The sequence below is a fragment of the Nocardia sp. NPDC006982 genome (assembly GCF_042869435.1).
In the GTDB taxonomy this organism is placed as follows: Bacteria; Actinomycetota; Actinomycetes; order Mycobacteriales; family Mycobacteriaceae; genus Nocardia.
This window is the reverse complement of the sequence record NZ_JBIAFV010000001.1, coordinates 239,021-251,971: the sequence shown is the minus strand read 5'-3', so window position 1 is coordinate 251,971 and position 12,951 is coordinate 239,021. Positions and strand designations below refer to the sequence as shown.

Sequence of the window (12,951 nt, the reverse complement as noted above, 5' to 3'; positions counted from 1 at the left end):
CTCGATGATGCCGCAGGGCACGGACCCCGGGGTGGTACTGCCGGTCCCAGGAGTTGTCAGCCCTGGAGCGAGATTCGGGTGGCGGGCCAAGGTCGAGTCATGACCAACACGACAACAGCCCTGGTGACCGGGGCGAACAAGGGAATCGGTCGCGAAACGGTCCGCCGGCTGGCCGAACTCGGCTGGCGGGTATTCCTCGGTGCCCGCGACGCGGAGCGGGGCAAGGTGGCCGCGTTCGAACTCGCCGAACAGGGTTTGGACGTCGAGTTCGTCCAGTTGGATGTGACGTCCGTCGAATCGATCGCGGCCGCCGCTCAGACCATCGCGGGCCGGACGCCGCACCTGGATGTTCTGATCAACAATGCGGGTATCGGCGGTACGCGCGCCACACCCGCCGATACCGTGGCTGCCGATTTCCGAAATGTCTTCGAGACCAACGTTTTCGGGCCTGTGCAGGTGACCCACGCCTTTCTCCCGCTACTGCGCGCGGCCACGAACCCGCGCATCGTGATGGTGTCCAGCGGCATCGGCTCGATCGCCATCACCTCCGATCCGAGCCGGATCGAATCGCAGATCCTCGGACTGGTCTACCCCTCCTCCAAGACCGCACTGAACATGATCACCACGCAGTACTCCCGCGAACTGCCGCAGATGCGGGTCAATGCCGCCGATCCCGGTTACACCGCAACCGATTTGAACGGGAATTCGGGCCATCAAACGGTCACCGAGGGCGCCGACGCCATCGTGCACTTGGCGACCATCGGTGCCGACGGCCCCACCGGCGGCTTCTTCAACCGCGTCGGTCGGGTGCCCTGGTGAGCACCGGGACCGGCGATCTCACTTATTTCGTACGTGACACACCCACTGCCCGTCTTCGCCGCAGATACACAGGTAGGGTCCTTGGACTCGAGCGTCCCCGACCTGGCAGTCCTGCGTCCGCTCCGACGGCGACGGTTCGGCCACGCCGAACACCTACCCTTCTCGCATGCCAACCGGTTGCTAGCGGCGCATTCAGCGTGCTCCGCCGTTGACGTACAACGTCTGGCCGCTGACATAGGACGCCTCATCACTGGCCAGGAACGCGATCACCGCGGCAACCTCTTCGGGCTGTCCCACGCGGCCCAGGGGGGTCCGCTCGGCCACAGCCTTCTGATGGTCTTCGGCCGTCACCCCGACCCGGTTCGCGGTCGCGGCTGTCATCGCGGTGGCGATGTAGCCGGGCGCGACGGCATTGACATTGATGTTGTAGGGCCCGAGCTCGATGGCCAGCGTCGCGGTCAGGCCCTGGATGCCGGCCTTCGCGGCGGAATAATTCGCCTGACCGCGATTGCCGAGCGCCGAGCGGCTGGACAGCGAGACGATCTTGCCGTACCGCTGGGCGACCATGTACTCCTGGGCCGCCTGGGTGCAGTGGAAAACGCCGGTCAGATTGACCGAGAGCACCGCATTCCAGTCGTCCTCGGAGAGCCGGAAGAACAGATCGTCGCGGGTGATGCCCGCATTGTTGACCAGAATGTGCGGACCGCCGAGATCGGTTGCGATATCGGCGAATACGGATTCCACCGAGGCGCGGTCGGTGACATCGCAGACATAACTGCGGGCCGCGCCGCCCGCCGCGAGGATTTGCTCGGCGGTGTCCTCGGGTGCATTGCGGTCGAGCACCGCGACCTGTGCGCCCTGGGCGGCGAGCAGTTGCGCGGTGGCCGCGCCGATACCCTGTGCCGCGCCGGTGACCACGGCGACCCGGTCGGTGAATCTGGTCATCGAACATCCTGCTCGGGAGTTGATACGGCGGTCATCAGAATGCGCTGACTCCGGTCAGCGCACGACCGATCAGCAGCTTCTGGATCTGGCTTGTGCCTTCGTAGAGGGTCATCACCTTGGCGTCGCGCAGATATTTGCCGATCGGGAATTCATCGATATAGCCATAACCGCCGAACACCTGCAGCGCCCGATCGGCGGCGCGCACCGCGGCCTCACTCGCGAACAATTTGGCCTTCGACGACTCGACGGCGAATTCGGCACCACGGTCGATCAGATCGGCCACCCGCCACACCAGCAGCCGAGCCGCGTCCACATCGAGAGCGATATCGGCGAGCAGCTCCTGCACCAGCTGATGCCCGGCGATCGGTTTGCCGAATTGTTCGCGCTCGGTGGCATATCCGACCGCGGCGTCCAAGCAGGCCTGCGCGATACCGACGCAACCGGCGGCCACCGACATCCTGCCCTTGGCCAGCGCCGCCATAGCGACGGTGAAACCCTTGCCCTCATCGTGCAATCGGGCGCTGTCGGGAACCCGGACGCCGTCGAGTACGAGTTCGGCGGTGGCCTGCCCGCGCAGTCCCAGCTTGCCGTGGATGGTGCGGGCGGTGAAGCCGGAGGAGTCGGTCGGCACCAGGAATGCGGTGATACCGCGATGTCCTTCGCCGCCGGTGCGCGCGAAGACGAGGGCGACATCGGCCCAGGTGCCGTTGGTGATGAACATCTTGGTCCCGGACAACACCCAGTCGTAACCGTCGCGGACCGCACGGGTGCGCAATTGCGCCGCATCCGAACCGGTCCCGGGTTCGGTGAGGCCGAAGCAACCGAGTGCACCACCCGACGTCAGGCGCGGCAGCCAGGTGCGCTTCTGCTCCTCGGTGCCGTAGTGGTTGATCGACCTGGCGACCAAACCCAAAGAGACCGAGACGATTCCACGCAATGCGGAGTCGCCGCGCCCAAGTTCCTCGAGTACCAGACAGTAGGTGAGATGATCACCGCCGCTGCCGCCGTACTCCTCGGGAATGGTCAGACCCAGGAAACCGACTTCACCCAGTTCGGCCACGATCGCGGTATCGACGGATTCGGTCCGGTCCCACTCAGTCGCATGCGGCGCAATCTCGCGGTCGACGAATTCGGCGGCGAGGCGCTTGGCGGCGGCCTGTTCATCGGACAGTTCCAGGTTCATCGCGACTCCGGGGGCAAGAAAACTAACGGCGGAAGTTTCTCGTATGCTAATCATCGATAAACTAGCGATGCAAGTTTGATGTTGTGGGTACCCGCCCGTGTGACACTGGATTGATCGACCAGGAGGTTTTCGTGGGAAGGCCGCGCCACCCCTTGCTCAGCCGCGATCGCATCGTGTCGGCCGCGCTGGATCTGGTGGATGCCGAAGGACTGGAAGCGGTTTCGATGCGTCGACTCGCCACCGAACTCGGCGTGCAGGGCCCATCGCTCTACAACCATGTCGCGACCAAGGACGATCTGCTGGACGCGATGGTCGATGCCGTACTCGGCAAGATCGATCTGTCCATGTTCACCGATATCTCGGATTGGCGGGTGGCACTGCGCGATTGGGCCAGGTCGTATCGGGCGGCCCTGGCGGCGCATCCGAAGCTGGTGCCTGCCTTGAATCAGGGCATGGGTCGACGGCCGAATGCGTTGCGGCAGGCCGATGCGGTTTTCGGTGGGCTGGTGGCGGCGGGCTGGCCGCGCCGCGAGGCCACCCAGGTGGGTGCGCTCATGCGGTTCTTCGTCACCGGGTCGACGCTGGGGTCGTTCGCGGGCGGGTTCCCGGAGGACGCGGCGGTCTATCGCGGAAACTATCCGCATCTGGACGAGGCGCATCTGCTGTCGGGGCGGCAGCGCGATATCGATGACGCCGCCTTCGAGACCGGGTTGCGCGCGTTGCTGGACGGGTTGTCGTTGCGGTTCGCGACGCTGGAGGGTGCGGCGGGCGGACGCTAGCGCGCGGTCAGCCAGTCCGGGAATTCGGTCAGCTCGCCGAGGACGAAATCCGCGCCCGCCGTGCGCAATTCGTCGGCATTGCAGGGTCCGGTGGTGACCCCGAGCGCAAAGACGTCCGCCGCCCGCGCCCCGCGCATATCGCCCTCGTGATCGCCGACGAACAGATCCGCGCCGTGCTCGCGCAATGCCGCCGCCTTGCCGTCCGACCACAGATCGCCGACCACCTCATCGATCCGCCAGCCGAGTTCGGCGACGTGCAGCCGGGCCAGCGGTTCGTGCTTACCGGTCACGATGAGCACCCGTCCGCCGCGCGCACGGACGGCATCCACTGCGGCATCGGCACCGGGCATGGCCGGAACGTAGGGCACGATCGACGGATAGATCTCGCGGTAGCGGGTCACGAGTGCCGGAACGAGTTCCTCGGGCGCACCGGCGTCTGCCAGCAGCATCGCCAGCGGCGGCCCGAGCCGGTCGGCCAGTTCGGCAGCACGCAACGGCAGACCGAACTCGGTGGCCAACTGCTCGATCGCCTTGCAAACACCCGGCCGGGAATCGATCAGCGTCATATCGAGGTCGAAACCGACGGTCCAGGTCATCCCAGGACTCTATCGTCGGCACTCGATCGGGCGCGACAGCACCTGTGGTTGAGGCAGTTCACCCTCGCCATACGCGAGGCCACCAGGTGGCCAGCGATCCGGCGTAGGTGAGGTTGGGGCCCAGGAGTTCGTCGCCAGATGTCAACAGCGCGCGGCATCGGCCGGGGATGTCAGTGATGCCACGCCCGCGCCGACAGCGGCGGCGCAAGGCTTCGCGGACCCAGACTCCGCCCCAGGGCGGGCCGGACCGCTGAGCGTGACTTTTCACGTCGCTGGACCTCACGTGCCGTTAACCAAACAGGGCACGGCGAAGATCAAACAGGGGGAACATTTCCGCAGGCGGCGCGAAAAGCAGGTCGCCGACCTTACAGTCGACCGACAGCGAAGGGCTCCGGTCTGCATCGCGGAGGACGAGATGACGAGCCAGCGCCAGCCACCGACCGTGGGCTCGATATTCGGGCACTACCGGTTGGATCGGCTGCTCGGGCGCGGAGGTATGGGCGAGGTCTACCAGGCCTACGACATGCGCAAGCGCCGCAGTGTGGCGATCAAGGTGCTCCTCGAACGGCTTGCGCAGGACGAGGGGTACCGCGAGCGGTTCCAGCGCGAGGCCGACGCCGCCGCGCGACTGCGCGAACCGCATGTCATCCCGATTCATGATTACGGCGAGATCGACGGCCACCTCTACATCGATATGCGTCTGGTGGACGGTGTCAGCCTGCCGTCGGTGTTGCAGAGCAACGGGCCGATGCCTGCGCAGCAGGCGGTGGCGGTGATCCGCCAGATAGCGTCGGCGTTGGATGCCGCGCACGCCGAAGGTCTGGTCCATCGTGACGTGAAGCCGGACAACATCCTGCTCACGCCGGAGGGTTTCGCCTATCTGGTCGACTTCGGTATCGCGCATTCCGATGCCGATCAGGGGCTGACGACCCACGGTGCGGTGATCGGTTCGTTCAGCTATATGGCGCCGGAACGGTTCCGTGCCGAGCACACCACGCCCGCGGTCGATGTCTACTCGTTGGCGTGCGTGCTCTACGAATGCCTCACCGGGGCACGGCCGTATGGGGGTACCACCGACGCCGAGATCATCAGCGCGCATCTGTTCGGGCCGGTGCCGCGACCGAGCACGAACCGGCCGGATGTGTCGCCCGCACTCGATACCGTGATCGAGCGCGGTATGGCCAAAAACGTGCGCGAGCGTTACCGGGCGGCGGGGGACCTCGCGTATGCGGCGGAGGCGGCGCTGACGAGTGCAGGTGCGGTCACCGAGGGGCACACGGCGGTGTCCGCGATCGGGATGCACGATGAACGAACCTCGAAGCATGAAGCCCGACAAGGCAGCTCGCCCGATTCCGTGACCAGTGACGAGCTGTTATCCGTTGCTCGGAAGCCCGATAACGAGCAGCCCGAAGCCGAGACACGCGACACGCAGGGTGTCCCGGTGGCCGAACCGCGCCGCCGACGCCGCAGGCTGACCGCGCTCGTCCTGGTACTCGCGGCCGTGATCGCCGCCGGGGCCGGATTCGGAGCCTGGACCTTGCTCGGCGATCGCAAGGGCACCGCGGTCGCCGACGCCACCGCACTGCGCGACGCCGATATCGATCTGCTGAAGATCGTCGCCCAGACCGGCCGCAAACGATCCACCTGCCAGCACGAGCAGCCCGATACCTCCACCACCGTCGCGGTCATCTTCTGCCCGGACCACCCGGCGGCCAGTGAGTCGGCGGCCCGATACATGCGGTTCCGCAATCTCTCCGCACTGCGCGACTATTACAACCTCCTGATCCGCACCTTCCAGGCCACCAACTGCCCGGGCGATCCCGCCGGGCCGGACGGCCCGGTGGTGTACGAGGGCAAGGAGATCGGCCGCAAGGCGTGCCTTGCCAACCGCGCCGATGACCCCAACGCGCCGAAGCCATCCCTGCTGCTGACCGACGAGCCTCAGCTCGCACTGGCCTTCTTCATCTGGCCGTCGCCGAGCGACCAGCCGCTGCGCGACTACCTGTCCAAGTTCGCCGCCAGCCAGTTCCTGACCGCCGAAGCCGCCCGTGACCCGGACTTTTTCACCCCCGAAGACCGCGTCGTCCTCGGGCATCTCGGCAATGCCTTCAGTACGGCGAACTGTCGGCACGTGCCGCCGCCCGGCGGCACGGTGAACGCCGCCATCGCATGCAGTACCCCGTCCGACTATCCGTCCGCACAGTTCTTCGGATTCCCGGACGCCCAGTCGGCAGACACCTTGTACCGGGCCGACGTCGGGGTGCTCAACGGACATGCCTGCGGTGGCGGGGGCGCCGACGAGGTGTGGCGCAGCGGGGGCAAGGACATCGGCCGATTCTTCTGCTTCCTGGACAACGATCCGGATATCGGCACCCGGACCTGCCTGATCGCCGTGCACTCCGATGCCCACCTGATCGCCCAGTTCTGCACACTGGTGCCGGAGAACCCGCTCCCCGGACCGAAAACCGAAGCCCAACTGCGGGACTGGTTCGATAAGCACACCACCTAGTTGTGCGGCATGATGCCGAAGGTGAATTCGGTATCGCCGATACGGATCGTCACACCATCGATGAGCGCGGCGCCGTCGATGACCCGAACCCCACCGACGAACACACCGTTGGAGGACAGCAGATCCTTCAGCACGCACGTCACCCCATTGCTGACGATCACCGCGTGATGGCGGCTGACCTTGCCGTCGTCGAGCACGATGTCGTTATCGGGCAGTCGGCCGATGCGGGTGAACGGGCCGGTGATCGGGAACGTCTGCCCGGTCGAATCCCGCAGGTACGCTTGGGATCCGGGCGCTATCAGGTCGACGACGGTGGTAGCGCGCAGTGCCGATGCGACGGCATCGGCGGGCGGGGTGAGCGGTTCCTGGCGCAGCATCTTGGCTTCGAGTTCGCGTATCGAGGCCACCGGATCGATGCCGAGTTCATCGGCGAGGGTCACCCGCAATCGGCGCAGCGCCTCGAGTGCGTCGCTCTGTCGACCGCTCACATACAGCGCGGTGATCAGCTGCTCCCACAGCGGTTCGCGCAGCGGATACCTGTCGGCCAGTTCGGCCAGCTCGGCGATCACGCCGTCGGCCCGGCCCTGCGCGATCTCGGCCTGGCCGCGGGCTTCGATGACACCGATCCGTTCGTCGTCGAGGGCGGTGGCGAAGGCATCGGCGAAGCCGAGGCCCTGCAGGTCCGCCAGCGCGGTGCCGCGCCACTGCGCGAGCGCGCTGGAAAGCACCTCGCCGGCCACCGAGAACCGGCCCGCGGCCATGGCCCGCAATCCGGATTCCTTGCGCGTACGGAACCGCTGGATATCGCAGCTGTCCGCGGGCACCGTGATCCGGTAGCCCGTGCCGGCGCGCGAAAGGATCGTGCGCGCGTCGAGTCCGGCATCCCGCAACGGCTTTCGCAGATTCGACACGATGGTGTGCAGGCTGATCCGGATATCCGGCGGCGGATTCTCCTCCCATACCGCCTGTGCCAGCGCCTCCGTCGACACCGGCCGGTTCGCATTGACCACCAGATACGCCAATACCGCACGCTGTTTGACACCGCCGAGAGGTTGCGCGACTCCATCGATCGTCAACTGCACCGGCCCGAGCATCCCGAAACCCGCCCGCATTTCCGACATCCCCCAGTCCTCCCATTCTCGAAACAGCTATCGAGCGCCACGACCCCGCCGTTTCCATCGTGGCAGCGGGTGCCGCGTTCGGGGACCGTGGAAGAAGTATCAGACGATCACGCATGTCGCGCATCCGACCGGTAGCGTTGAAGCGGCGCATGGGGAGAGAGGTCGCCAGATGTCAGTCGATCCGGATCAGCACATTCTCGACTCGGTCGCGCGGACCGCGGCCACCGTGCCCGCGTATCGGGCATTTCTGGACGCGCACGGCATCGATCCGGAGAAGATCACAGATGCCGCGGCCTTCCAGCAGCTGCCATTGACGACCAAGGCGAACTACCACCACCGCTATCCGCTACCCGAACGCTGCCGCGGCGGCGATCTCACCAACTGCGATCTGATCGCGGTGTCATCGGGATCGACCGGTACGCCGACCTTCTGGCCGCGCACCGCCGCGGACGAGGCGGCCTCCACCCGCCGGTTCGCGCAGGTGCTCGTCGACGGCTTCGGTGCCGCGACGACGCGCACCCTCGCGGTGGTGTGCTTCCCGCTGGGTACCTGGGTCGGCGGGCTGTACACGCTCTCCTGCCTGCGGGCATTGGCGGCGGAACTGCCGTTGACGATCGTCGCGCCGGGCAACAACAAGGCGGAGATCCTGCGGGTGATCCCCGAGCTGGGCTCGCACGTCGATCAGGTTGTGCTGCTGGGATATCCGCCGTTCCTCAAGGACGTCATCGATACCGGACTGCGCGCGGGGGTCGAGTGGTCGGGTTACTCGGTGAAACTCGTACTGGCCGGTGAGGTGATCAGTGAGCAGTGGCGTGATCTGATGGCACAGCGGACCGGGCTGGATCCGGTGCGGGATGTGGCCTCGCTGTACGGCACCGCAGACGGGGGAGTGCTCGGCAACGAGACGCCGTTGAGCGTGCGAATCCGGCGGTTTCTCGGCGAACATCGCGCCGGAGAAGAACTGTTCGGGAGTCGGCGATTGCCCACGCTGCTGCAATACGATCCGGCGGATCGGTATTTCGAATCCATCGACGGCACACTGGCATTCACCGCCGATTCCGGGGTACCGCTGATCCGCTATCACATCGCCGACGACGGTGGCGTGGTCTCGCACGCGGATATGCTCGCGTTCTGTGCCGCCCACGGCCTCGATCTCGGTGCCGAAACCGGACCCGAACTGCCGTTCGTCTATGTCTTCGGGCGGTCGCTGCACGCGGTATCGATATTCGGGGCGAACGTCTTTCCGGAGACGGTGACGATCGGGCTGGAACAGCCGGGTGTCAGCAAATGGGTGACCGGCAAGTTCGTGCTGGAGGTGTGGGAGAACGCCGATCACGACCGGACACTGCGCGTCACCGTGGAACTGGTCCCGGACGAACCGAATACCCCCGAACGGACCCGACGCGTCGCCGAATCGATTCGCGACGAATTGCTGCGCCGCAATAGCGAATACGCGCATTACGTTCCGCCCGAACGTCAGTTGCCGCACGTCGAGCTGCGCCCCACCGGTGATCCGGACTACTTCCCGATCGGGGTGAAGCACCGCTATACACGCTGAGCGCGCTATTCCTCGGCGCGGAACTGGGCGCGCTTGTAGTCGCCATACGGTTCGTCGCGTTCGCGGACGGCCTCACGGAAACCGACGGTGGCCGAACGCAGTTGGAAGGCGTAACCCTCGCGCGTGTGCCGGGAGATCCCGTCGAATACCGTGCTGATCATCGCGGAATTCGTCACGCCCTGCGAATGCAGCGCCGAATTCAGGGCCAGTTTGGCCATCATCAGCTGGTTGATCGGCATGCGCGCGATACGTGCCACCAATGCCTCGGCGCGCTCGTCGAGTTCATCGGCCGGACACGATTCGACCGCGAGCCCCCATTCCTCGGCTTGCTTCCCGCTGATGCAGTCACCGGTGAACAGCAGCCGTTTGGCGCGCTGGTCGCCCAGGCGATGCGCCCACATGCCTGCCGCCGGAATGCCCCATACGCGGGTGGGCGGGTAGCCGATTTTGGTGTCGTCGGCGCAGATGATCTGGTCGGAGTAGAGCGCGATATCGGTGCCGCCCGCGATGGCGAAGCCGTGCAGTTTCGCCACGGTCGGCTTATTCGCATTCATCAGGCTGGCGAAACCGCGGTTGAACCGGCTCATCATCGCGTAGTCGATCATCGGATCCCAAGTCCCCCAGGGATTGTGATTGACCGCCTGCACCACCGGATCGGCCACGGTACCGGTGGTGTCGATCGAGCCGTCGACACCGTGGCTGCCCTGTTCGGCGAACATATCCAGGTCGTAGCCGCCGCAGAAACCCTTGCCGCGCCCGGATACCAGGATGACGTGCACCCGCGGATCCAGATCGGCCCGCTCGACCGCGTGCGCGAGATCGATTGGGGTGTCCGGGGTGATCGTATTGCCCTTCTCCGGGCGGTTGAAGGTAATGCGCGCGATGCGCCCGTCGCGCTCGTAGGTGAGCGTGCGGTACTCGCGTTCGCCGGCGGGCTCGGGCCGATCCCGCCACGGCGAATCGGGTACCTCCGTCCAGTTCTCGTACCAGGCCGCGGGGCGGGTGCCCGCATGGCTCGAAAAGGCTTCGCTATCAGGCTGATTCACGTGGAACTCCCGGTGCACTCGATGCCGTATTCGCGGCAACGGTGCACCACGCCACCGGCGGTCGCTGCATCGTTGCGCTCGGTGCCACCGTAGCGAACCGGCTCGAGTTCAGGCCTCGGGTGCCGCAGTGTCGTCGGGGAAGGAGTGGTGTTCGTGCACCACGACCCAGCGTCCGTACTGCTTGCGCAGGCCGAAGGTGATCCGCAGGCGCTTGGCCGGATCGCGGGCGAAATCCTCCGCGGTGCCGCACAGCAGCAGCGCATGCGCGAATGCCACGTCTGCGCCCGCCTCTACCTCCAGCGAAACGATGTCGAATGTCGCACCCGATGCCTGCCATTCGAAGAATCCGGGCCAGGTATCCCGATAGGCGTCGATGCCGCGCACACCTTCATTCGGCGGGGGCACATCGAACATCACGATATCGTCGGCATGATCGGTGACTACGCCGGCCAAGTCGCCGGTATGCACCGCCGCTGCCCATCGCTCGATCAGTATTCGGATCTGCTTCTCGTCATCGGACATATCGGGTCGTCGTCCTCTCCGGCCCGGCCGCCGGGTGTGCGCCGTGGCTCTTACCCAGAGAGCGTGCCGAATTCGCCTCTGAGACGCAATGACTCGGAATGCATTCGTGCAAGATCCCAATGGCGAATTTCGCCCCGGTTACCGCTCGGCAGAAACCGTTGAGTTAGTTATGGTCGGGGCGGCCAGGGTGGAGCGTTTACGGCCGTAGCCCAGGTAGACCGCAATGCCGACGAGCACCCAAACCGCGAAACGCACCCAGGTCAGCCCGTCCAAAGTGGTTGCCAGCAGTACGCAGCCGATCAACGCGAGAATCGGCACCAGCGGCACCAATGGGGTGCGGAACGGCCGTTCCCGGTTCGGCTCCAGCTTTCGCAGCACCAGCACTCCGACGCAAACAACCGCGAAAGCCGACAGCGCGCCGATATTCACCAATTCCACGACGATATCGATCGGCAGCAGACCGGCAATGGTCGCGCAGACAACGCCGAGCAGCAGTGTCAGCCGGACCGGAGTGGCGCGCTTACCGGTTTCGGCGAGACCGCGCGGTAGCAGGCGGTCGCGGCACATCGCGAACATCAGCCGGACTTGTGCGTAGACGATCAGCAACAGGCCCTTCGTGAGCGCGATGATCGAGGCGATCACGATGACATTGCCGATCCAGCCGACGTGCAGATTGCCGAAGGCGGTCGCGATCGGCGAGGCGTTGTTCAGGCTGGCGAACGGTGCGATGCCGGTGAGTACGGCGCTGACAAGTGCGTAGAGCAGGGTGGCGATCAGAACCGTGCCGATGATCGCGAACGGGATATCGCGGCGGGGGTTGCGCGCCTCTTCGGCGGATGCGGCGACGACGTCGAATCCGAGAAAGGCGAAGAAGGCGATCGCGGCGCCGCCGACAATGCCGCCGAACCCGAACGGCGCGAACGGGGTCCAGTTGCCGATAGCGATATGCGGTGCGCCGATCGCGACGACCAGGACCAGCACGCCGATCGTCACCGCGACCAGTGCCTTGGTGATCCGGGCCGTCAGCGTCACCTCGCCGGCGAGGACCGCGACGATAACGCCGATGATGAGCACTGCGGGCAGGTTGACGATGCCGCCCTCGGATGGGCCCGCCGTGATCGCAGTGGGCAGAGTGATACCGAACATGGAGTCCAACGCAGAGACGACGCTGCCGGACCAGCCGATCGCCACGGCCGCGCCCGCGATGACGAATTCGAGCAGCAGATTCCAGCCGACCAGGAACGCCGGACCTTCGCCGAGGGTGGCGTAGGTGTAGGTGTAGGCGCTACCGGAGACCGGCACCATGGCCGCGAGTTCGCTGTAACAGAGCGCGACCAGCACGCAGACGGTTCCGGCCAGCAGGAACGACAGCACGATCGACGGCCCGGCCTTCTCGGCGGCCGCGACACCGGTGATGACGAAGATGCCTGCCCCGACGATCGTGCCCACACCCATGGCCGTGAGGTCGATCCGCCCCAGGCTGCGCTTCAGGGTCGGCGACCCTGCTGCGGGGCTCGTCGCGGTGTCGGGCAGGCGGCGGCGCCACCGGGTTGGGCTGGTCATGAACTCCCTCGATGCATGCTCTGGCTCCGGCCGACCGGCGGAGTCGGCTATCCATTGTGGTCGGCGGAGTCGGCGGGGTTGACGCCGGGGCGATCAGCAAGCAATCCATGGCCGCGAATGCGTGGCATGCAGTTGCGCGCCGTGCGCACTGCTACAACGCCCGCAACCCGCTCCGCCGCAATCACCGGGCAAGCGCCACTTGGACGGTTGATCACCATGTAACCAGGGCGACAAACATCGAGAGAAGCCCACTGCCAGTGCATTCTCGAAAGCAGACGGCTAGACGTTACTGGAGATAACAGGTAATCTT

Annotated in this window: 11 protein-coding genes; 4 read left to right on the top strand and 7 right to left on the bottom strand. The window is 65.9% G+C overall.

The window, feature by feature from the left end; translation table 11 throughout:
- Positions 1-99 precede the first annotated feature (99 nt).
- A complete protein-coding gene (locus ACFYOW_RS01285; protein WP_387283330.1) occupies positions 100-819 on the top strand; it encodes an SDR family oxidoreductase in 720 nt (239 codons plus the stop codon).
- Positions 820-1,011: 192 nt separating this feature from the next.
- Here ACFYOW_RS01285 and fabG read toward each other — a convergent pair whose 3' ends face one another.
- Together fabG and ACFYOW_RS01275 are read right to left on the bottom strand one after the other, a co-directional pair.
- On the bottom strand, positions 1,012-1,764 hold the full coding sequence (gene fabG / locus ACFYOW_RS01280; RefSeq protein ID WP_387283328.1) for a 3-oxoacyl-ACP reductase FabG: 753 nt from the start codon (positions 1,762-1,764) through the stop codon (positions 1,012-1,014).
- 34 nt (positions 1,765-1,798) lie between these two features.
- A complete protein-coding gene (locus ACFYOW_RS01275; protein WP_387283325.1) occupies positions 1,799-2,947 on the bottom strand; it encodes an acyl-CoA dehydrogenase family protein in 1,149 nt (382 codons plus the stop codon).
- 131 nt (positions 2,948-3,078) lie between these two features.
- On the opposite strand from ACFYOW_RS01275, the gene ACFYOW_RS01270 reads away from it, so the two are divergent.
- A complete protein-coding gene (locus ACFYOW_RS01270) occupies positions 3,079-3,726 on the top strand; it encodes a TetR/AcrR family transcriptional regulator (protein ID WP_387283323.1) in 648 nt (215 codons plus the stop codon).
- On the opposite strand, the gene ACFYOW_RS01265 is transcribed toward ACFYOW_RS01270, so the two are convergent.
- Positions 3,723-4,322: an HAD family hydrolase gene (locus tag ACFYOW_RS01265; protein WP_387283321.1), complete on the bottom strand. Its 600-nt coding sequence runs from the start codon at positions 4,320-4,322 to the stop codon at positions 3,723-3,725. The two genes, ACFYOW_RS01270 and ACFYOW_RS01265, sit on opposite strands and share 4 nt — an antisense overlap.
- Before the next feature lie 415 nt (positions 4,323-4,737).
- Between ACFYOW_RS01265 and ACFYOW_RS01260 the strand changes: the two genes are divergently transcribed.
- Positions 4,738-6,831, top strand: coding sequence for a serine/threonine-protein kinase (locus ACFYOW_RS01260; RefSeq protein WP_387283319.1), 2,094 nt, complete (start codon positions 4,738-4,740; stop codon positions 6,829-6,831).
- On the opposite strand, the gene ACFYOW_RS01255 is transcribed toward ACFYOW_RS01260, so the two are convergent.
- Positions 6,828-7,952, bottom strand: coding sequence for a BTAD domain-containing putative transcriptional regulator (locus tag ACFYOW_RS01255; protein WP_387283316.1), 1,125 nt, complete (start codon positions 7,950-7,952; stop codon positions 6,828-6,830). The two genes, ACFYOW_RS01260 and ACFYOW_RS01255, sit on opposite strands and share 4 nt — an antisense overlap.
- Before the next feature lie 169 nt (positions 7,953-8,121).
- On the opposite strand from ACFYOW_RS01255, the gene ACFYOW_RS01250 reads away from it, so the two are divergent.
- Positions 8,122-9,510 (top strand): phenylacetate--CoA ligase family protein, encoded by a 1,389-nt coding sequence (locus tag ACFYOW_RS01250; protein WP_387283313.1) that lies wholly within the window; start codon positions 8,122-8,124, stop codon positions 9,508-9,510.
- A 5-nt stretch (positions 9,511-9,515) separates the two neighbouring features.
- On the opposite strand, the gene ACFYOW_RS01245 is transcribed toward ACFYOW_RS01250, so the two are convergent.
- The 3 genes from ACFYOW_RS01245 to ACFYOW_RS01235 form a co-directional block, all read right to left on the bottom strand.
- Positions 9,516-10,556 (bottom strand): crotonase/enoyl-CoA hydratase family protein, encoded by a 1,041-nt coding sequence (locus ACFYOW_RS01245; RefSeq protein ID WP_387283310.1) that lies wholly within the window; start codon positions 10,554-10,556, stop codon positions 9,516-9,518.
- 108 nt (positions 10,557-10,664) lie between these two features.
- Entirely contained in the window at positions 10,665-11,078 is a 414-nt protein-coding gene (locus tag ACFYOW_RS01240; RefSeq protein ID WP_387283308.1) for a YybH family protein, read from the bottom strand.
- A gap of 138 nt (positions 11,079-11,216) precedes the next feature.
- Positions 11,217-12,641 (bottom strand): APC family permease, encoded by a 1,425-nt coding sequence (locus tag ACFYOW_RS01235; RefSeq protein WP_387283306.1) that lies wholly within the window; start codon positions 12,639-12,641, stop codon positions 11,217-11,219.
- Positions 12,642-12,951 lie beyond the last annotated feature (310 nt).

Coding starts and splice junctions, on each gene's coding strand:
- ACFYOW_RS01235 (WP_387283306.1), bottom strand. CDS start 12,641: ATGACCAGCCCAACCCGGTGGCGCCGCCGCCTGCCCGACACCGCGACG.
- ACFYOW_RS01265 (WP_387283321.1), bottom strand. CDS start 4,322: ATGACCTGGACCGTCGGTTTCGACCTCGATATGACGCTGATCGATTCC.
- fabG (WP_387283328.1), bottom strand. CDS start 1,764: ATGACCAGATTCACCGACCGGGTCGCCGTGGTCACCGGCGCGGCACAG.
- ACFYOW_RS01275 (WP_387283325.1), bottom strand. CDS start 2,947: ATGAACCTGGAACTGTCCGATGAACAGGCCGCCGCCAAGCGCCTCGCC.
- ACFYOW_RS01285 (WP_387283330.1), top strand. CDS start 100: ATGACCAACACGACAACAGCCCTGGTGACCGGGGCGAACAAGGGAATC.
- ACFYOW_RS01240 (WP_387283308.1), bottom strand. CDS start 11,078: ATGTCCGATGACGAGAAGCAGATCCGAATACTGATCGAGCGATGGGCA.
- ACFYOW_RS01255 (WP_387283316.1), bottom strand. CDS start 7,952: ATGTCGGAAATGCGGGCGGGTTTCGGGATGCTCGGGCCGGTGCAGTTG.
- ACFYOW_RS01250 (WP_387283313.1), top strand. CDS start 8,122: ATGTCAGTCGATCCGGATCAGCACATTCTCGACTCGGTCGCGCGGACC.
- ACFYOW_RS01260 (WP_387283319.1), top strand. CDS start 4,738: ATGACGAGCCAGCGCCAGCCACCGACCGTGGGCTCGATATTCGGGCAC.